At 63.0% G+C, this 18752-nt stretch carries 18 protein-coding genes; 9 read left to right on the top strand and 9 right to left on the bottom strand.

From position 1 onward, the window contains the following. Window positions 1-95: 95 nt before the first annotated feature. Together AAHM38_RS14875 and AAHM38_RS14870 are read left to right on the top strand one after the other, a co-directional pair. Window positions 96-650 carry a hypothetical protein gene (locus AAHM38_RS14875; RefSeq protein ID WP_223293297.1) on the top strand — a complete coding sequence of 185 codons (555 nt, stop codon included), beginning with the start codon at window positions 96-98 and terminating at the stop codon, window positions 648-650. Between the two features lie 213 nt (window positions 651-863). Continuing rightward, a complete protein-coding gene (locus AAHM38_RS14870; protein WP_009241764.1) occupies window positions 864-1226 on the top strand; it encodes a hypothetical protein in 363 nt (120 codons plus the stop codon). Between the two features lie 52 nt (window positions 1227-1278). Here the strand turns inward: AAHM38_RS14870 and AAHM38_RS14865 are convergent, their stop codons facing one another. Genes AAHM38_RS14865 through AAHM38_RS14850 form a run of 4 tightly spaced genes read right to left on the bottom strand, consistent with a single transcriptional unit; the run spans window position 1279 to window position 6316 of the window. Then, window positions 1279-3669, bottom strand: coding sequence for a serine hydrolase (locus AAHM38_RS14865; protein ID WP_116575940.1), 2391 nt, complete (start codon window positions 3667-3669; stop codon window positions 1279-1281). Beyond that, on the bottom strand, window positions 3624-4907 hold the full coding sequence (locus AAHM38_RS14860) for a putative glycoside hydrolase (RefSeq protein ID WP_116575941.1): 1284 nt from the start codon (window positions 4905-4907) through the stop codon (window positions 3624-3626). Before AAHM38_RS14860 ends, AAHM38_RS14865 begins: the two co-directional genes overlap by 46 nt. Beyond that, window positions 4879-5670 (bottom strand): polysaccharide deacetylase family protein, encoded by a 792-nt coding sequence (locus AAHM38_RS14855; protein ID WP_116575942.1) that lies wholly within the window; start codon window positions 5668-5670, stop codon window positions 4879-4881. Before AAHM38_RS14855 ends, AAHM38_RS14860 begins: the two co-directional genes overlap by 29 nt. Window positions 5671-5722: 52 nt before the next feature. After that, complete coding sequence (locus AAHM38_RS14850; protein WP_116575943.1) at window positions 5723-6316, bottom strand: rhomboid family intramembrane serine protease; 594 nt, start codon at window positions 6314-6316, stop codon at window positions 5723-5725. A 180-nt stretch (window positions 6317-6496) separates the two neighbouring features. On the opposite strand from AAHM38_RS14850, the gene polX reads away from it, so the two are divergent. Continuing rightward, a complete protein-coding gene (gene polX, locus AAHM38_RS14845) occupies window positions 6497-8245 on the top strand; it encodes a DNA polymerase/3'-5' exonuclease PolX (protein ID WP_116575944.1) in 1749 nt (582 codons plus the stop codon). Window positions 8246-8406: 161 nt separating this feature from the next. Further along, a complete protein-coding gene (locus tag AAHM38_RS14840; RefSeq protein WP_004634046.1) occupies window positions 8407-8724 on the top strand; it encodes an HPF/RaiA family ribosome-associated protein in 318 nt (105 codons plus the stop codon). A gap of 23 nt (window positions 8725-8747) precedes the next feature. On the opposite strand, the gene phbB is transcribed toward AAHM38_RS14840, so the two are convergent. The 4 genes from phbB to AAHM38_RS14820 are packed head-to-tail and all read right to left on the bottom strand — an operon-like array spanning window position 8748 to window position 11755. After that, window positions 8748-9494, bottom strand: a complete 747-nt coding sequence (gene phbB / locus AAHM38_RS14835; RefSeq protein WP_116575945.1) for an acetoacetyl-CoA reductase — start codon at window positions 9492-9494, stop codon at window positions 8748-8750. 7 nt (window positions 9495-9501) lie between these two features. Further along, window positions 9502-9957, bottom strand: coding sequence for a hypothetical protein (locus tag AAHM38_RS14830; protein ID WP_259393906.1), 456 nt, complete (start codon window positions 9955-9957; stop codon window positions 9502-9504). 59 nt (window positions 9958-10016) lie between these two features. After that, window positions 10017-10670, bottom strand: coding sequence for a nitroreductase family protein (locus AAHM38_RS14825; RefSeq protein WP_116576024.1), 654 nt, complete (start codon window positions 10668-10670; stop codon window positions 10017-10019). A 47-nt stretch (window positions 10671-10717) separates the two neighbouring features. Continuing rightward, on the bottom strand, window positions 10718-11755 hold the full coding sequence (locus tag AAHM38_RS14820; protein WP_116575947.1) for a zinc-dependent alcohol dehydrogenase family protein: 1038 nt from the start codon (window positions 11753-11755) through the stop codon (window positions 10718-10720). 127 nt (window positions 11756-11882) lie between these two features. Between AAHM38_RS14820 and AAHM38_RS14815 the strand changes: the two genes are divergently transcribed. The 5 genes from AAHM38_RS14815 (at window position 11883) to AAHM38_RS14795 (ending at window position 15973) form a co-directional block, all read left to right on the top strand. Next, window positions 11883-13433: a bifunctional aminoglycoside phosphotransferase/ATP-binding protein gene (locus AAHM38_RS14815; RefSeq protein WP_116575948.1), complete on the top strand. Its 1551-nt coding sequence runs from the start codon at window positions 11883-11885 to the stop codon at window positions 13431-13433. A gap of 185 nt (window positions 13434-13618) precedes the next feature. Further along, window positions 13619-14107 carry a hypothetical protein gene (locus AAHM38_RS14810; protein WP_116575949.1) on the top strand — a complete coding sequence of 163 codons (489 nt, stop codon included), beginning with the start codon at window positions 13619-13621 and terminating at the stop codon, window positions 14105-14107. A 22-nt stretch (window positions 14108-14129) separates the two neighbouring features. Beyond that, complete coding sequence (locus tag AAHM38_RS14805) at window positions 14130-14594, top strand: CBS domain-containing protein (protein ID WP_004634031.1); 465 nt, start codon at window positions 14130-14132, stop codon at window positions 14592-14594. 40 nt (window positions 14595-14634) lie between these two features. Continuing rightward, window positions 14635-15318: a dienelactone hydrolase family protein gene (locus AAHM38_RS14800; protein ID WP_116575950.1), complete on the top strand. Its 684-nt coding sequence runs from the start codon at window positions 14635-14637 to the stop codon at window positions 15316-15318. Window positions 15319-15322: 4 nt separating this feature from the next. Continuing rightward, window positions 15323-15973 (top strand): phosphoribosyltransferase, encoded by a 651-nt coding sequence (locus AAHM38_RS14795; protein WP_009277634.1) that lies wholly within the window; start codon window positions 15323-15325, stop codon window positions 15971-15973. 40 nt (window positions 15974-16013) lie between these two features. On the opposite strand, the gene mgtA is transcribed toward AAHM38_RS14795, so the two are convergent. After that, window positions 16014-18641 carry a magnesium-translocating P-type ATPase gene (gene mgtA / locus AAHM38_RS14790; protein ID WP_116575951.1) on the bottom strand — a complete coding sequence of 876 codons (2628 nt, stop codon included), beginning with the start codon at window positions 18639-18641 and terminating at the stop codon, window positions 16014-16016. Window positions 18642-18752 lie beyond the last annotated feature (111 nt).

Below are 18752 nucleotides of genomic sequence, written 5' to 3'. Positions count from 1 at the left end.
ACGCATCGCCCCCGCCGTAACGTCTTTGGCTCAGGCAGCTAACCGCCCCAAGAAAACCGACCCCTCAGGAGCGCCCGACAAGCCGATCTGGAGACTTGCGTCAGGTCAAATCCGGCAATACCGAAGTGCCTAATCTCCAGTCATATCAACCGGAGATCGTGATGCAACAGCCTACTGATGCCGTCTGCACCCTCGCCTGCGCCACCATGCGCGATGCCAGCCGCGCTGCGGAGTTCTTCGTGGATAGCGAGCTTCAGCTCGCGCGCCTTCGCGTCAAGATGGCAGAAACCGCATTGGATAACCTGTCCCAGTTGGAGGGCCAGTTGGATGCAGTCAAAGACTGGACCGCACTGGCCTCGGCGCAGAGCGCGTACATGAAGCTGCAAGCCAACCAAAGTGCGAGCACTGTTCGCCAGTGGGCCGACCTTCTCAATGAAGCGCAGCGGTCATATCTGCGCCAGGCGACAGAGTGGAACGACCAGTTCCAACATCGTCCCGGAACGGCTGCATCTCCTGCACAGCTGTTGATCGCGTCTCTTGACTCCTGGCAGACCTTGGTCAACACCTTCAACGCGATCGCTGCATCGGCTACGCAAGCCCGACCTTCGTCGCAACCGCAGGCGAAGTCCAGGAGTGCGCCAGGCGCCTGACGGCTTGTGGCTGTGAATGGAAATACGCCCGCCCAAAGACAATTTCCATGTGCCCTGTGCCACACAGGCACAGACGAAAGAGAGCAGCTTGATTTCTCTCAACGAGGGTCTCTGGTAGCTACCTATTCTTGAAATAGCCATCGGACATGGACGTGCCGAAGGGAAAAGGTTTTGATCCAACGGTTGGACTTGACTTGTTTGCAGGAGCTCAAAATGCACAGGAAACTCATGATGACTCTGCTCGTCGTCGCAGCAGCCTCTGCGTCGGTGTACGCGCAGAGTCAGCCCGATACGGCACAGAACGGCGACGGAGAAAAAGCCAGCAAGGTGGATCCCTACACGGAGGGGGCAAAGCAAGCCAAGCCCGATCCATACACAGAGGGCTCAAGACGCGGCAAGTTCGATCCGTACACAGAAGGCGCAAAGGGCAAACGTGATGCCTATACCGATGGCGCCAAGCAAGCCAAGCGTGACCCGTACACAGAAGGATCGAGACGCGGCAAGTTCGATCCATACACGGAAGGCGCAAAGGGCAAACGCGACCCACATTCGGATGGCGGCAATCAGACGAAGTAGCCGCATCGGGTGTTGCCTTGTCAGGCTCCATCTGGGCGCGTAGCTGGCATCGTCAATACAGCAGATATGCCGCGCGCTGGGAAAGAAAGACATCGGCCTGTGCGGTGTAGGCGCGCTCGATTGCATCCAGCGCAATGCCGTCACGCAGCATCGCCCAGACCGTCTCCGACCCGACAGACGTACGGATCGCCTCCAGCTTGAACTGCTCCGGATAGCGTTGCGACAGTACGCGGGCGAGCGCTAAACCGATGCGGCCCGGGCGGGTCAGAGCTGACACCCGCTGGATCGCCACACCCGAGCACGAGCGGCCATGGTACGGCCCTTCCGCAGGAACGAAATGGACGGGTGTATAGATGGCGCCCGTGTCCAGCGCATTGAGTTCTCGCGCGAGCGCCGCGCCGTCCATCCATGGCGCTCCTACCATGCCAAACGGCGCCGTCGTGCCTCTGCCTACGCTCACACGTGCGCCCTCGACCAACCCCACATCCGGATATCGCTCCAGGGCAGAAAGATCGCGCAGGTTCGGCGATGGCGGAACCCAACCCAGCCCGGTGTCGGCAAAGCGCATTGCGCGGTCGTACTGCTCCATGGCCACCACATGCAGCGCCGCGCCGATGTGCAGTTCGCCATTCAGCAACCTGGCAAGCTCGCCGATCGTCATGCCGTGCACAAGCGGCAGCGGCACGTAGTTTGTCAATGAGCGGTCCGCCGTATCGGATACCGGCCCACCCACCAGATCACCGCCGAGCGGGTTGGGACGGTCCAGCACCAGCACTGGGATATGGGCCTTCGCAGCAGCTTCCAGCGTCGCCCCCAGAGTGGCAAGGTAGGTAAAGAACCGCACGCCGGCGTCCTGGAGGTCAAACACCAGAGCGTCCAGATCGGCCAGCGCGCTGCGCGGTATGGCTTTGCTGTTGCCATAGAGGCTATGGACGACCACGTTGGAGCGTGGGTCGATCGTGTCACCGAAGCGCGCGTCGAGATCGGTGCCGATACCGTGCTCCGGTGCGAAGATCGCGTTCAACCGCACACCGGGTGCCTGACTGAGTACATCGATGGTGCGCCGCCCCTGCGCATCGAAGCCACTGTGGTTGGTAACCAGGCCGACCTGCTTCCCGACCAGCGGTGCGAAGCCGCTGGCCTCCAGCACATCGATGCCTGTTCGAACAGGCCCCACCGCCATGGGCAAGCGCCGTTCCGCGCCGATCACGGCGTCGGCCATGGTCGGGGCACGCGTGGCGATCTGCTGACCAGAGAGCGGCGGCGCAGTGCTCGATACCAGATTCAGGACGGCTTCACGCAACGGCATGGCGTTACCCCGCTCATCCGGATATAGGCGGCTCGTGAGGACAATCACGAACCGGCGCGTGACCAAGTCGATCCATAAGCCGGTTCCGGTGTAGCCCAGATGCTGGACGAGCCCGGCGCGCGGTGCGCGATAGCGGTTGGGGATCAACGGCGACTGAACTTCCCATCCGAGCGTGCGCGTCGCCTCCACTGCAGTCGAACTGTCGGGCGTCAACAGCAGGGCAACGCTGTCCGGCTGCAAGATCTGATGGCCCCCCAGGCTGCCCCCGTTGAGGAGCATCCTGGCGAACAGCGCGAGGTCATCCGCCGTGGAGAACAAGCCCGCATTGCCGGAGACACCACCCAGTGCGGCGGCCGTCGGATCATGCACGTTGCCGCGAAGCCATCGCCCGTTGCGCATGATGGTCGGCGCGATACGGGCGATCGCCCTGTGGCTCGGACGGAACGCGGTGTCGCGCATGCCAAGCGGTCGAAAGATATGCTGCGCACACCATGCGTCCAGTCCCATTCCGCTGGCACGCTGGACAAGCTCGCCCAAGGCGACATAGTTGAGATCGCTGTAGATGACATTGCGCCCCGGCTCCCCTATCGGGGGCATGATTTCGATGGCGTGAAGCACCGTGGCGTGGCTGCGGAGTTCCGATCGGGCAGCCAGGCCCGAAGGGAGTCCAGACGTGTGATTGAGCAATTGCCGTAGGGTGATGCCTGCCTTCCCTGCGTTGCCGAAGGCCGGCCAGTAACGGCTGGCCGGCGCGTCCAGTTCCACACGTCCGCGCTCTGCCAGTTGCAGTACCGCCGTGGCCGTGGCCACGGCCTTGGTGAGCGATGCGAGATCGAAGATCGTGTCTTCGGTCATCGGCTCGGCGGGACCGGTGGATCGCTGACCCAGCGCAACACGTTCGCGCACCGCATTGGCTTCACCGATCGCGACGACCGCCCCGGCCACATTGGCATCGGCAATCTGCGCGGCAACCACGGCTTCCAGCTCGTGCATGGGCACTGGCGTACCCAGCGGCCCAGGGTCGTTGGCAATGGGCGCGGCCTGCCCACTCTGCATGCAGGCCAACAGCGCCGCTGTCACTACCGCGACTACCGCGGCAAGTTGGCTGGATCGTAACGATTGCGCGCGTTCCATAGCATCCACCCGTTGGTGCCTTCCGCATCGGCAGCGTCGACCTGGGCGCGAATCATCTCGGCGTTGAACTCGCGATGATCAAAGGCATAGTCCCGGAACGCTTGCAGCCACGGCCGGAACCGCTCTCCCGGCAAACCTGTGCGGCGCTTCGCTTCAGCCAGCGAACGCGAGACGATCTCGCCGGGCTGCTCAGTCGGCTTTCTGGTGCCCGGCAGGCCCCATGTGAAGCCGGAGGGGTACAGCATGGGCGAGATGTAATCGACCACGGCGCCCAGCGTGTTGATCTGCTGGCCAATCGCCGTGTCGTCGGTGTTCCAGCAGACGTAGCCGAAAATATCCGCCGCCAGGTAAATGTTGTACGCCCGCAGCCGTTCTCTCGCCCGCGCAAGGAACCCCGTGATGGCCGCAACCCGATGTGCTTGCGTATTGGCCTGATGAAACTGCAAGCCATTGGCGTCCGGAAAGCGCAGATAGTCGAACTGGATTTCATCGAACCCCAGTCTTGCTGCCTCTTCCGCCACGTCAAGCGTACTGGCCCACGCGGCTTCGACACTGGGGTCGATCCATTGTTGGTCTTCGCGATCGCGCCAGACCTCTCCATCACGATCACGCACCGCCCATTCGGGGTGCGCTCGAGCCAAGCGGTCGTCCTTGAACACGACGATGCGCGCAATCAGATACAGCCCACGCAAGTGGAGTTGCCGAATCACGGCGGCGAACTGGTTGATGCGGGCCACCCGGTCTTTTTGTTCGGGGACTGCGCCCACCGCCACACGAGCCGCACTCGGGTAAGGTGTGTCGCCCCGGTCGCCCTTCATGTCGATCACCAGCGCATTGATGGCCGTCTGCCCCTGGAGTGCGACGGCGGCATCGCGCAAGGAACGGTTGGATACGCCCTGTACCGACAGGTAGACCGCCCGGGGCTTGATCTGCTTGAGCGGTATCTCGACTGCGGGTAGCGGGCCGCCCAGCATCAGCTCGGCACGTGCATAGCCGGGGGCGCGGACGCTGACCGTCGCCCGTGCTTCCACTGCCGATGCCGGAATGCTAATCAGACCGGCAGCATCGGTCTTTCCGCTTTCGCCCTGAACGAATGTGATTGCGCCCTCTACAGGAACGCGGGTCTGTGCGTCTATCACCCTGACCTCGGCAGCGCCGGCAAACTGCGCCCAAGAGAGCAAGACCGCTACAAGCCAGAGGTGTGCGCGGCTACTCATGATTACCACCCCCGGCTGCATTGAGAATGTTCGCCATGCATTGCGCACCACAGCCATCGGTGATCAGGTATCGGGGCAACGCCATGGCAGGTTGACTCGCCCGCAGCGGTTGCGCGTCCAGCGTGAAGGCCGCGGTATAGCCCTCCTCTCGTGCGAGGCGCTCCAGCTCTGGATCGTGGATGCCGAAGGGCCATGCCAGTGCGTGCACCGGGGCTCCGATCTCTGTTTCGATGCGCTCCTTCGCGCGGCGCAACTGATCGCGGGCGAACTTGATGAAATCATCGGCGCTTCGGTGCATCCGCTCCACGCGGAAGTCCGGATGCCAGTACGTATGGGATTGCACGCCAAACTGTCCGGTGCGGGCCAACGCTCGCAACTGGGGCCAGGTCATCGCGTATGGAGCATTCGAGATGGCAGACGGGTACACAAATAACGTCACGGGAATGCCCCGGCTGCGTAGCGCGGGCCACAAGGTCTTGTACACAGACCGATGGCCGTCATCCACCGTAATGGCAACCGCCTTTGCGGGCAGTGCACCTTGCTCGCCGTCGTGCCAGCGCACGATGTCTGCGAGCGGAACGATGCGATAACCCGCCGCCTCGATCGCCTGTAAATGCGCCTCGAATGTCTGCATCCGAACCGTCATGGTGCTATCCACCGTCGGTGCAAAGCGGTGATAGACGAGCACCACCACGTGCGGTTCCAGGGCAGGCATGTCTGCGTTGGCTCCAGGGCACGCAAACACCAGAATCGCCCAGCACAACGAGAAGACCCAGGTGTTCACAGCCGTGGCTCCGAATAAGGATGGAGGGTGCGCATCGCTTACCCCGCACCGCCTATGACTCGCGTGGGGTGCCGTGCAGCCAGTGCCAAAGCAGCACCCCGCTGCCCGCCATGCCGCCCAGATGCGCAAAGTGCGCAACATTGACTTCGGTGCCGCTCACGCCGAGGGTCAGCTCCACAATCGCATAGAGCGTCGCGAACACCCACGCCGGCATCGGGATGGGCGGGATCAACGGAACGATGATGCGATTGGGAAACAGGACGGCATACGCGAGAAGCACTCCGAATACGCCCCCGGACGCGCCAATGACCGGCCCCGCCGGAAGAATGCTCAAGGCCGTAAAAGCGAGTTGCGCGAAGGCTGCACTCAAGATGCTGGACAGATAGAGCTGCCAAGTCCGAGGCGCACCCACGGTACGTTCGACGTCGCGCCCGAACAGGTAGAGGCCGAACATGTTGAACGCCAGATGCGCTCCATTTGCGTGCAGGAAGGCGTATGTCAGCGGCTGCCACGGCAGGAATCCTCCCCCAACGCCGCCGCCAGATACCCCGAGTGGCCAGAGCGCAAAGGTTCGTAGCAACGCGTCCCCCGCAAAGACTTCTGCAACGAACGCCGCCACGTTGATGAGGATGAGCAGCTTGATCATGAAGGCACCCCTGATCTCTGCCCACGATACGGCTGCGCGCGTTGGCAGGGTTGATCTCGCGCAAGGCGGTTCGACTGTGTGTCGTGATCCTGCAATGCAACGCGTTCCGTTTGATGTGCCGCAAGGCCCCGGCATGGCCAGATGAAACGATGGAGCTACGTGCACGCAAGAGGATGACCCATGCCTTTGGCCGCTTCCTATCAATACCCCGCGAACCAGGCCATCGCCGCGATCTTCAACGAAATCGCTGATCTGCTGGAGATCGAAGAGGCCAACCCGTTTCGGGTGCGTGCTTACCGCAATGCCGCACGCACGGTCGAAGGCATGACCGAAGGCGTTGACGCCATGCTGGCACGCGGCGCCGATTTGACCGCCTTGCCGGGCGTGGGAGTCGACCTCGCGGCAAAGATGCGCGAGATCGTCGAAACGGGAAGCTGCGCCATGCTCACGCGCGTGCGGACCGAGGTTCCAGCGTACGTGCTGCAACTGCTCCAGTTGCCTGGCCTTGGTCCAAGGCGGGCCCGCGCGTTGCAGCACGAACTGGGCATCACATCCCTGGATGAGTTGGCCCGGGCCGCGGCCGCTCACCGCATTCGCGAACTGCATGGCTTTGGCGCCCGAAGCGAACAGCGTTTGCTCGAAGCCCTCAACGCACGCCTGGCGCGCGATCGCCGTTATGGTCTGGCAATCGCCAAGCCGTGTGCCGATGCATTGACGCATTACCTGCTGGCAAGCGGGCTGGTCGACCAACTCGTCGTTGCCGGCAGCTACCGCAGAGGGCGAGACACCGTGGGGGACCTTGATCTGCTCATCACGGGAAGAAAACGCGCCCAGATCGTTGAGCATCTCGTGCACTACAACGAGGTTGCCACCCGAATTTCAGCAGGCCCCACCCGCGCCAGCGTCGTCCTGAAAAATGGCATGCAGGTGGACTTGCGGGTGGTGCGGCCCGATGCTTTCGGCGCGGCGCTGGTGTATTTCACCGGCTCGAAGCCTCATAACATCGCACTGCGCAAGCTTGCGCAGGCTCAGGGTCTGAAGATCAACGAGTACGGCGTCTTCCGAGGAAAGGAGCGCATTGCCGGCCAGACGGAGGCATCGGTCTACCGCGCCGTCGGGTTGCCCTGGATCTGCCCCGAACTGCGCGAAGACCACGGGGAGATCGCAGCCGCGCAGTCGGGCCGACTGCCATCCCTTGTTGAGCAGGGCGACATCAAGGGGGATCTTCATGTCCACACATCCGCCAGCGATGGCACCGCCAGCCTTGAAGCCATGGCAGCGCAGGCGCGCCTGCTGGGCTATCAATACCTGGCGGTGACCGACCATTCGCCGCGCATTGCCGTGACGCACGGGCTCACCGCAGAGCGCCTGGCCGCACAAGCCGACGACATCGACCGTTTCAATGCCGAACACAAGGGTTGGCCCGTGCTGCTCAAGGGGGTTGAAGTCGACATTCTGGAGGACGGGTCACTGGACCTGCCCGATTCGGTGCTGGGCCGCCTGGACCTTGTGGTGGGCGCCATCCACAGCCACTTCAACCTGTCGGCTGATCAACAGACATCGCGCATTCTGCGCGCGCTCGATCATCCGCACTTCAGCATCCTCGCCCATCCGCTGGGCCGCCTGATCGGCGAGCGCAACGCCTGCAACGTGGATCTCACGCGGGTGCTGACCGCCATTGCCCAGCGCGGCTGCTACGTGGAGGCCAACGCGCAGCCCGCGCGCCTCGACCTGGCCGACATTGGATGCCGCCTGGCAAAGGCGGAGGGCGTGCTCGTGAGCATTGCGTCGGACGCGCACAGCCCGGCCGATCTGCTGAACCTGCCGCTTGGTGTCACGCAGGCCCGCCGGGCGTGGCTGGGGCAGGCAGACGTGCTCAATGCGCACGCGCTCCACACGCTGCTTCCGTTGTTGAAGCGGACCATGTGACGACCACATGCGCACACCACCTCGGACAGTATGTATCTGCAGCGCAACATGTCGTACGCCGTGCCCATCGGGTTGATCCGAGTCAAGGCGCCGGAAATCGTGCGGTCAAGAATGAACACATGATTTTCCACATCAGTAACCAGACCAATCGGAGCCAAACCATGAGCGTCCCAGTCGATATTTCTTTCCAGGGAATTCCGCATTCCAAGGCCGTCGAAGAAGCGGTTATCAAGCATGCAGACCGCTTGAAGCGCATTCGTGCCGATCTGATGCGGTGCCGCGTCAGCCTTGCCGTAGGTGCCAAGCACCAGCACCAGGGCAAGCCTTTCGACGTCAACGTCCACGTGTTCACACCGCATCAGACGCATGTTTCGAGCAACACCTCCAACGAGGACCCATACGTCGCACTTCACGAGGCTTTCTCGCACGTGGAACGAATGCTCTTGGAAGCCGGTAGCAAACGCTCGTCACAGTCTTGAGGCGTCGTGGGCATGCACACGCGCTATTGCATGTGCAAGCCACCATTTACGGCCAGATTGGCGCCGGTAACGTAGGCAGCGTCCTCGCCGCACAGGAAGGCCACCAAGGCAGCCACTTCTTCCGGCCGGCCGAGGCGGCCTACGGGAATCTGCGGAAGAATCCGCTCTTGCATGATGTCGCTGGGAATATCGCGCGTCATTCGCGTGGCGAGATAGCCGGGCGAAATCGTGTTGACGGTCACGCCCTTCGCGGCGCACTCGAGGGCCAGCGCCTTGGTGAACCCGTGTATGCCGGCCTTGGCCGCCGCGTAGTTCGTCTGCCCGAACGCGCCCCGCGATCCGTTGACCGACGAGATGTTGATGATGCGGCCCCAACCGCGCTCGATCATGCCTTCGTACAGCGGCTTGGTCATGTTGAAGACGGAGTCGAGATCGGTGGCCAGCACGTTCCGCCAGGCATCCAGCGTCATGCGCTTGAAGGTCATGTCTTGCGTGATGCCGGCGTTGTTGACCAGAATGTCGACCGGGCCGACGGTCGCAAGCACGTCGGACGCGCATCGCTGGCAAGCGTCGTAGTCGGTAACATCCACCGCGAACGTCTGGAACAGACGCCCCTGGGCATGCTGTTCCGCGATCCATGCAGTCACATGTGTATTGCCCAACGAATGGGTGACCACAACCCGATGCCCTTGCGCATGCAGACGGATGGCAATGGCTTCGCCCAGACCGCCCATGCCACCGGTAATGAGCGCAACGCGATGTGTTGTCATGACGGCCTCATCGCGCCGTCGGGCGTGCGCCAGCGCGCGGGCATCCGCGCTGGCACAGGAGCCACTCGTCTGGTCCGGGTTCGGTGCGCAACCGCACGACGGCATCAACCGGCTGCGCGCCTGCGCTCACGTTCACGGTCTGCATCGCACCGCGATACGCGGCCGTGATCTGATAGTGCCCGCGAGGCAAGCGCATATACAAGAGCGGCCCCTCCGTGCGCACGCGCAATCGGAGCTTGCCGCGATCATCCGCAACCGACACGTCCACATCCGACAACGCCTCGCCGGTACTGGCCGACACCACGTTCAGCCGCACGTTGAAGCGACGTGCCATCGCATGCATGGCGTCGCGCTCATCGCTGCCAACGCCCCCGGACACATAGGCGATCTCGTTCTGGAAGCGCACCTCTGGAGCCGCCGCCGCATCCGGCCCGACTGCACTAGCGTGTGCGCTGGCAGCCAAAGCCAACGCCGCGAAAAAGCCGCGTGGCAAAAGACGACATGCGTGGCTCATCTCATACCTCATCGCTCGGCAGCCGGGTGGCCGACCGTCTGCGCCAGCACCGGCACTTCGTCTTCATTGAGCGACAAGGCCTCTGCAAGAAGACGCTGATTGAGCCAGCCACGCACCACGCAGCCCAGCTTGGCCGAGGCACAGTAAAGCGAAACGTTTTGCGAGATCGCACCCGCCGCGACACCGGCAAAGGTTTCTCGCACGGCTTCCGGCATCTGGTCTGCTCGCGCATGATTCACCACGTACACCAGATCGAGCGGCGCCTTGCCGACAAAATCCTGATATCCGGTGAGGTTGCGCGCGTCCACGGCGTGCTTGAGCCGCAACCGGTGCGCCACCGGCTCGTACTGGTAGACGCCTTCCGGCAGGGCGACGTAGATGTCGATCTCGTTCAGGCCGTGCGCTGAAGGCGCGGTGCGCCCGCCTGTTTCCGGCCGGTTGATGCCATTCGCCGCCCACAGCAATTCGCTGAGCTGCTGTAGCGACAGCGGCGTGGGCGCGAACTCCCGCACGCTCTTGCGCCTCGTCAGCGCTGCAGTCAACGTATTGCCGCCATTCAATAGCGGCGACGCCAGTGCAATGGTTGCCGGCGCAGCGTGGGAAGTCGGCTGTGGCAGTAGATGTTGCACAGGGTCGTAAGACAGGAGCATCGCCTCGCTCATGGCATCCACCTCACAAAACAGAAAATCCATCGGACATGTGTCGCCGCCTATGCGGAGATGATCACCTTGAGCGCCTGCGTTTTTGAGGCGTTGCGGAACGTGTCGTAGGCGGTGAGGATGTCATCGAGCCTGAACCGGTGCGTAATGAGCTGCCCGGGTAGCAGTTTCCCCGCACGTACCGTTTTCAGAAGCATCGGCGTGCTGACGGTATCCACCAGCCTCGTGGTGATGGCGATGTTCTGGCTCCACAAGGTTTCCAGGTGAAGGTCCGCCTTGACGCCATGCACGCCGATGTTTGCAATCACGCCACCTGGCGCAACCAGTTGCTGGCAGAGCTCGAACGTCGCGGGCACACCCACTGCCTCGATCGCACAATCGACGCCCACGCCATCCGTGAGCCGCTTCACGGCGGCAGCGGCGTCTTCACGGGAGACGTCGATACACGCCGTTGCGCCCAGCCTGGTGGCCACTTCCAGCCGTGCCGCGTTCGTGTCGATCATGATGATCTGCGCCGGCGAGTAGAACTGCGCCGTCAGCAGCGAGGCCAGCCCGATGGGGCCTGCGCCGACAATCGCCACGCTATTGCCCGGCTGAACGCGGCCATTGAGCACACCGCATTCGAATCCGGTAGGAAAGATGTCCGACAGCATGACCAGCGCCTCTTCATCGACGCCCGGCGGCAGTTTGTAGAGGCTGGTCTCAGCATGCGGAATGCGGACGTACTCGGCCTGCACGCCGTCGATGCGATGTCCCAGGATCCAGCCGCCCGTTTCGCAATGCGAGTACATGCCACGCCGGCAATTCGCACATTTTCCGCAAGACGAAATGCACGAGATCAGCACGTGATCACCCCGCTGTAGCGATGTCACGGCCGCGCCGACCGATTCCACCACGCCCACGCCTTCGTGGCCCAGCGTGCGCCCCGGCTCGCAGGTCGGGACGTCGCCCTTGATGATGTGCAGATCGGTGCCGCAGATGGTGGTCAACGTGACGCGCACCACGGCGTCGCCGGGTGCCTGCAACGCCGGTTTCGGCTTGTCGGCCAGGGTGATCTTGCCGGGCCCCTCGTAGACAAGTGCTTTCATGGGAATCACCAAGGAAGACGATGACTCCATGCTAGGCAACCGCCCTGTGCGGACGTTGATCTACGTCAGGGCGCATGGCGTCAAGCGCGCGATATTGATCTTCAGTGTCAGGAGATGAAACCCGCGTATGGCCGAACAAGCCGCCACCAATCCGTGCACGCAGCCAGCAGAAGCCTTGGTCAGTCGCATGCTCGATGCGGCAGCGTATCCACACCCGGCGGCCGATCTGCAGATGATCGAAACGCATCTGTCGTGGGTCTTCCTGGCTGGAGAGTTTGCGTACAAGGTACGCAAGCCGGTCAAGTTGGACTTCGTCGATTTTTCGACGCTCCGTGCGCGGCAAATCGATTGCGAGGAGGAATGCCGCCTCAACCGCCGCCTCGCCCCTGCGCTATACCTTGGCGTCGTGCCGATTTCGAACGATCCGGCCACGGGGGGCATCCGCGTCAATGGGCAGGGCACGCCCGGTGAGTACGCAGTTTGCATGCGCCGGTTTGCCCAGCAGGACGTACTGATTGCGTTGGCTCGTGACGGGCGACTTCGCCCGAAAGAAATCGACGCGCTGGCCGACCTGATCGCCGACTTCCACGCAACCGCGCCGGTCGCCAGCGCGAGTTCAGACGATGGAACGCCCTCAGGCATTCGGCGCACGTTCGAGGACTGCGCTGCGGGAGTCATTGCCTTGGGGCATGCACCGCTGGATGCTGCGACCACGGTATCGCTGCTTCGTCAGCACGCAGTTCGCCTCGAAGAGACATTCGCTTCACGCCGGCGCAGCCGCCACATCCGCGAATGCCATGGCGATCTGCACCTGGGCAATATCGTGTTGATCGATGGCCAGCCGACCCCGTTCGACTGTCTGGAATTCTCACCGTCACTGCGGTGGATCGACACCATGTACGACACCGCTTTTCTGTTCATGGACCTGCTCGCCGCAGGTCTGGACGGGCTGGCGTATCGACTCATCAACCGTTATCTCGAACGATGTGGCGACTATGGCGGGTTGGCAGTCCTGCCCTTCTATGCAGCGATGCGCGCGCTCGTGCGGGCTCGCGTATTGCTCGAACGCGCCCATCAGTTGGGCGGAGCCCCCGATGAGGCTGCCAGCCTCCGCGGCGAGGCGAGCCGCATGCTCGCCCTGTCTCGGCATCTGCTCTGCCGAAACAACGCCTGCATTCTCCTCATGCATGGCCTTTCAGGCAGCGGAAAGTCCACCCGTGCCGCGCAGCTTGCCGAAGCGGAAGGCATGATCCGTGTGCGCTCCGATGTCGAGCGCCAACGCGGCCGGCATGTCCGCGCAGTCGATCGCTATCTGCCACGTGCAGTCGAACGTACGTATCGGCGTCTCGCCGCGATCTGCAAGCTCGGTGCAGGCGCTGGCTTTCCAATGATTGCGGATGCCACATTCCTGGCCGAGCACCAGCGCCGACGTTTCTTCTCGCTGGGCCGGCGGCTGGGGACGGCCGTGGCCATCGTGGACTGCGTTGCCGACGTCGACACGCTGCGTAAGCGCATCCGCAATCGCATGCGCGGCGGGCGCGACGCATCCGAGGCAGACCTGCACGTACTGGACGCCCAGATCGCCACACAAGAGCCGCTCTACGCAGACGAGCGGGCACATGTTATTCCTGGCGAAATGTCCAAAGTGGTGCCATACATCAAATCCAGAGAGCAGTGATTTTGCCCGGGGCCGGCCCAGGCAATCAAAGGCCTTGAAACGAAGCGACGAAGCGATGGCGTTTCACGGGCGGCCGCCAATTTGCGCCATATCAACGCGCTCAAGCACAGAGTGCCTACGCTGCAGTTGGAATCCTCGTTCGGCGGCCCTGTTCACCACCCGCCAAGACCCCACCGGAGAACGCAATGCAACAACCTGCCGATATGGCCTGCAACGTGGCGTGCGCCGTCATGCGCGATATGAGCCGCACCGCCAGCTTCATGCTCGAGACGCAAATCGACCTGTCTCATCTCCGGCTGAAAATGGCCGAGGCAGCGCTGGAAGATGTGCGTGAATTGGAACATGAACTGAGCGGCACGCATGACTGGACATCGCTGGCCTCCGCGCAAAGCATCTTCATGAAGATGCAATCGAGCCACAGTGCGACGGCCTTGAAGACTTGGGTCGAGTTCACGAACAAGCTGCAGGCCGCCTATCTGCGTCGGTTGACGGAGTGGACTCAGCAAATGCAGCAGCCGGAAGCGCAAACCTCTTCGTCACAGTTGTTCGCCGCATCGTCCGATTCGCTGAAGGCATTCTTTGACAGTTTCAGCCTCATGGCTCCGTCGGACTCCGAGGCAAAGAAGAACCGACCGGCGCGCCACACGCCGGCAAGCGCTGAAAAGACCGCCTGATCGATACGCCAAGGAGCCCATCATGCGAGTTCAGGACGTTTATTCGCCCAATGCAGTCCATATCCCGCTCTCCTGCACGCTTCAGGAGGCGGCACAGCAGATGCGCCAGAAACATGTCGGTGCGCTGGTCGTGACGGAGAACACCCCGTCTGGCCCCCGCGCAATTGGCGTCGTCACGGATCGCGACATGGTGCTCGATGCGGTCGCCGTTGGCGTGAGCCCCTCACAGACCTGTGTGGCCGATGTGATGAGCCGGGGCATCCTCAACGTACCGCTCGACGCAAGCCTGAGCGATGCGTTGCAGGAAATGCTTTCGTCCGGCGTGCGACGTGTTGGCGTGACGTCCGACGGCGCGCTCGTTGGGGTGCTGTCCCTGGACGACGTGCTGGGCGCCATGGCCACCGAGCTGGGGCTGATCGCCCGCCTTGTCCATAACGAGCGCGAACGCGAGACGACCGGTAGCGTCCAGCCGCCGCTGAGCGTGTAACCCGGCCACCGGCTGCCATCCCATTTCAGGAGTTCTCTCCATGAATGCCGAACCGCTTTCTCTCAGCATGGACATCGTGGCGGACGACGCAGTGCTGGAAGGCGCCCTGGACTGCCCCGGCAATGCAACCGGCCTGGTGATCTTTGCGCATGGCAGCGGGAGTTCGCGGTTCAGCCCGCGCAACCGGTATGTTGCCGATCAGCTCCATGCCGCCGGCCTGGGCACGCTGCTGTTCGATCTGTTGAGTGCCGAAGAGGCGTCACATGCATCATGCCGTTTCGACATCGCTCTCCTGGCGCGTCGTCTGCAGAGAGCCACACACGCTGTAGGCAGCGTCGCCCGCGAACGCAGTTTGCGACTCGGTTATTTCGGCGCCAGCACGGGAGCCGCAGCCGCGATCCTGGCAGCGTCCGAGCTGGACGACGCCTGCGCGATCGAAGCGGTGGTCAGCCGCGGCGGTCGCCCGGATCTTGCCGGCCAACGTGCGCTGGCCAGACTGGCCTGCCCGACCCTACTGATCGTCGGCGCCGCCGATTTGGACGTTCTCGATCTCAACCGGCAGGCTCTGAGCCAGATGCATTGTGAGAAAGCGCTGGAGACGGTGCCACGCGCAACGCACCTTTTTGAAGAGGCCGGCGCGCTCGAACAGGTGGCCGAGCTCGCACGGGCATGGTTTGTCCGCCACCTGAGTGCAGCCGCCCAATCCCGCCAACACGCGAGGTGACCCCGTGCGATTCAAAGATCGATTGGATGCTGCGCGCATGCTGGTGCAGGCGCTGGAAAAGTACAGGGGCACGCACCCGCTGGTGCTAGCCATTCCAAGGGGCGCGGTTCCGATGGGCGCACTCATCGCATCCGCGCTCGGCGGTCAGCTTGATGTGGTGCTGGTGCGCAAGCTCGGCGCGCCGTTCAATCCCGAACTGGCAGTCGGCTCTGTGGAAGAAGGCGGCTGGTCCTACATCGCGCCCTATGCAGGGCGCATTGGCGCGGATACGACCTACCTCGAACAGGAGAGCGCCGAGCAGATGGAGGTCATCCGACGGCGCCGGGCGCTGTATACCCCGAACCGCGGCCCGTACGACGCAGAGGGGCGTGTTGTGATCGTGGTCGACGATGGACTGGCAACCGGCGCATCAATGAAGGCAGCACTTCACGCCATACGGGAGCGCCATCCGCAACGCCTCGTCTGCGCGGTTCCTGTGGCGGCGCCGGACAGCCTGGAAGACATTCGCCCCCTGGCCGATGAGATCGTCTGCCTCTACGCGCCGCAGGGTTTCCGCGCGGTCGGCATGTATTACGCCGACTTTCCTCAGGTCGAGGACGCTGAGGTACGTGCCGCGCTTGGGGCTGCTTCGCAAACCGAACGCCGAGCTGGCTGACACGGGTGCGGCCCCTGTCGCCACCCAGCCGTGCCGGGGTTCAGTCCAGACCGTATCTGCGCACATACCAGGCTTTCATCACGTAGGCGGACAACCCATAGGCCAGGACGATCGCAGCTAGGCAGGGCCAGTAGGCTGCAGGCAGCGGCACGAAGCCGAACAATGCCCCGACCGATGTCAACGGCATGGCGACACCCACGCAGGCAATGGTGATGCTGGTCAACACCAGCGCGGTACTTGCCCGGCTTTGCACGAAGGGCACCTTGCCCGTGCGGATGATATGGATGATGAGTGTCTGTGTGAGCAACGATTCAACAAACCACCCGGACTGGAAGAGCGCCGGATCAGCCCACGCGTGAAACACACCCAGCAGCAGCGCATAGGTCGCGAAGTCAAACAGCGAACTGACGGGCCCCAAGTACAGCATGAACTTCAGAATGCTGCCGATCTCCCACCGTCGTGGCTTGACGAGGTAGTCGTCGTCCACGTTGTCGGTCGGGATGGCGGTTTGCGAGAAGTCGTAGAGCAGGTTGTTGAGCAGCACCTGCACTGGCGCCATCGGCAGAAAGGGCAGAAACAGGCTGGCGCCCAGCACGCTGAACATGTTTCCGAAGTTGGAACTGGCGCCCATCTTGATGTACTTGACGATGTTGCCAAACACCTTGCGCCCTTCCGTCACGCCCTCCCCCAGCACGGCCAGGCTTTTCTCCAGCAGGATGATGTCGGCGGACTCCTTGGCAATATCGACCGCGCTATCCACGGAGATGCCGACATCGGCGGCCTTGAGCGCCGGCCCATCGTTGATGCCGTCGCCCATGAAGCCCACCACATGACCCCTGCGGTGCAGTGCATCGACAATGGCCGCCTTCTGCGCGGGCGAAACCTTGGCGAAGATCGATGCGCGTTCGGCGATGTCGGCCATCTGGTCGGGTGACATGGCGGCCAGCTCGGTGCCAAGCACCACCGGATCCACGGCCAGCCCGACCTCGCGACAGATCTTGCGCGCAACAATGGCGTTGTCCCCCGTCAGGATCTTGACTGCCACGCCGCTGGCCTTCAAGGCGGCCAAGGCTGGCGCGGCCGTATCACGTGGTGGGTCAAGAAAGGCGATATAGCCCAGCAATGTCAACCCCGCCTCGTCCGCCACGGCGTACTGGCTTTGCCCGGGCGGCATCTCCTTGTACGCAACAGCGACGACACGGAAACCGTCAGCGTTCAGGTTCTCCGCCAGTTGCCGCGTAGCTTCGAGATGGCTTGCCTCCAGCGGGCCAGCCTCGTCACCGCTCACATAACGCGCGCTGACGGCCAGCACTTCTTCGACCGCCCCCTTGCAGATCAGCACGTGTGTGCCGTCGTCCTGCGCCAGCACCACCGACATGCGCCGGCGCTCGAAGTCAAACGGCAGCTCATCGATTTTCTGAAAACGCGCATGCACATCCAGGCGCAGCTCCAGCTCCACGTGCTTGAGCACGGCCACGTCCAGCAGGTTCTTCAGGCCCGACTGGTAGAAGCTGTTCAGAAACGCATATTCCAGCACCTGGTCGGATTCCTCGCCACGCAAATCCAGGTGATGCTTGAGGATGATGCGGTCTTGCGTGAGCGTGCCGGTCTTGTCGGTGCACAGCACATCCATCGCACCGAAATTCTGGATGGCGTTGAGCCGCTTGACGATGACCTTCTTGCGCGACATGGCGATGGCGCCCTTGGCCAGATTGACCGTGACGATCATCGGCAGCATCTCGGGCGTCAGGCCGACGGCCACGGCCACCGCAAACAACAGCGCCTCGAACCAGTTGCCCTTGGTCAGTCCATTGATGAGAAACACCATGGGTGCCATCACCAGGATCAGCGTCAGCATCAACCAGGTAAACCGGGTAATGCCCCGGTCAAAGCTGGTCTGCACGCGTTGCGCGGCAATCAGGTTGGCCACATGACCAAAGGCGGTCCGGTGGCCGGTGGTCAGGACCACCCCCGTCGCGTAGCCGCTCACCACGGCGCTGCCCATGAAGCACAGGTTGGGCCGTTCGAAATCTGCCGCCGGCTGGCTGTCGGAAGGCTCCGCATGCTTTTCCTGTGGCATGGCCTCGCCAGTCAGGGCCGACTGGTTGACAAACACATCCTTCGCGCCGAGCAGCCGCAGGTCCGCCGGCACCATGTCACCGGCACAAAGCTGGACGATATCGCCCGGCACCAATTGCTCGATCGGGATTTCCTGGCTCGCTTCGGCGCCGTCGGATGCGACGCGTTTGACCGTCGCCGTTGTATGCACCATGCGACGCAACGCCTCCGCCGCCCGGTTCGAACGATGCTCCTGCAGAAAGCCCAGCACGACGCTTAGCACCACCATGACCGCAATCAGCACGGCTGCCCGTACATCGCCCAGCACCGCCGAGACGGTCGCCAGCGAGATGAGCAGCAGATTCAACGGATTGACCGACCGGCGCGCCAACTCGACCAGCACACCCTCGTGATGGCCGTTGGCCACGCGGTTGAGCCCATATTCGTGCAGGCGCTGCGCAGCGCCCTCCTGCGTCAGGCCGTGCATCTGGGTACCGAGGCGCTCCAGCACGTCTTGCGAGGCAAGCGCCGACCACATCGAGAGATCGTCGGCTGGTGCATGAGCAGACAACACATTGGGCAGCGCTTGCCAGCGTGGCTTCCCGCGCATTGCTAGTCTCCTTGTGCGCAGGCATGCGCCTGGCGAGCTGCGACCCTCGCATCCGACACCCAACCCCCCGCAGCGTGTGCGGGCATGCTGATCCTGACAGCGGCAGACAAA

This window comes from Ralstonia sp. OTU4908 (assembly GCF_038440115.1).
Taxonomy (GTDB): domain Bacteria; phylum Pseudomonadota; class Gammaproteobacteria; order Burkholderiales; family Burkholderiaceae; genus Ralstonia; species Ralstonia pickettii.
The sequence above is the reverse complement of the archived record's forward strand: the minus strand, read 5'-3'. Positions and strand labels throughout refer to the sequence as shown.

Bases quoted from the DNA above. Each gene is read 5' to 3' on its own strand.
- mgtA (WP_116575951.1), bottom strand. From the start codon at position 18,641: ATGCGCGGGAAGCCACGCTGGCAAGCGCTGCCCAATGTGTTGTCTGCT.
- AAHM38_RS14800 (WP_116575950.1), top strand. From the start codon at position 14,635: ATGAATGCCGAACCGCTTTCTCTCAGCATGGACATCGTGGCGGACGAC.
- AAHM38_RS14815 (WP_116575948.1), top strand. From the start codon at position 11,883: ATGGCCGAACAAGCCGCCACCAATCCGTGCACGCAGCCAGCAGAAGCC.
- phbB (WP_116575945.1), bottom strand. From the start codon at position 9,494: ATGACAACACATCGCGTTGCGCTCATTACCGGTGGCATGGGCGGTCTG.
- AAHM38_RS14860 (WP_116575941.1), bottom strand. From the start codon at position 4,907: ATGCAGCCGGGGGTGGTAATCATGAGTAGCCGCGCACACCTCTGGCTT.
- AAHM38_RS14805 (WP_004634031.1), top strand. From the start codon at position 14,130: ATGCGAGTTCAGGACGTTTATTCGCCCAATGCAGTCCATATCCCGCTC.
- AAHM38_RS14825 (WP_116576024.1), bottom strand. From the start codon at position 10,670: ATGAGCGAGGCGATGCTCCTGTCTTACGACCCTGTGCAACATCTACTG.
- AAHM38_RS14840 (WP_004634046.1), top strand. From the start codon at position 8,407: ATGAGCGTCCCAGTCGATATTTCTTTCCAGGGAATTCCGCATTCCAAG.
- AAHM38_RS14870 (WP_009241764.1), top strand. From the start codon at position 864: ATGCACAGGAAACTCATGATGACTCTGCTCGTCGTCGCAGCAGCCTCT.
- AAHM38_RS14850 (WP_116575943.1), bottom strand. From the start codon at position 6,316: ATGATCAAGCTGCTCATCCTCATCAACGTGGCGGCGTTCGTTGCAGAA.
- polX (WP_116575944.1), top strand. From the start codon at position 6,497: ATGCCTTTGGCCGCTTCCTATCAATACCCCGCGAACCAGGCCATCGCC.
- AAHM38_RS14820 (WP_116575947.1), bottom strand. From the start codon at position 11,755: ATGAAAGCACTTGTCTACGAGGGGCCCGGCAAGATCACCCTGGCCGAC.
- AAHM38_RS14810 (WP_116575949.1), top strand. From the start codon at position 13,619: ATGCAACAACCTGCCGATATGGCCTGCAACGTGGCGTGCGCCGTCATG.
- AAHM38_RS14865 (WP_116575940.1), bottom strand. From the start codon at position 3,669: ATGGAACGCGCGCAATCGTTACGATCCAGCCAACTTGCCGCGGTAGTC.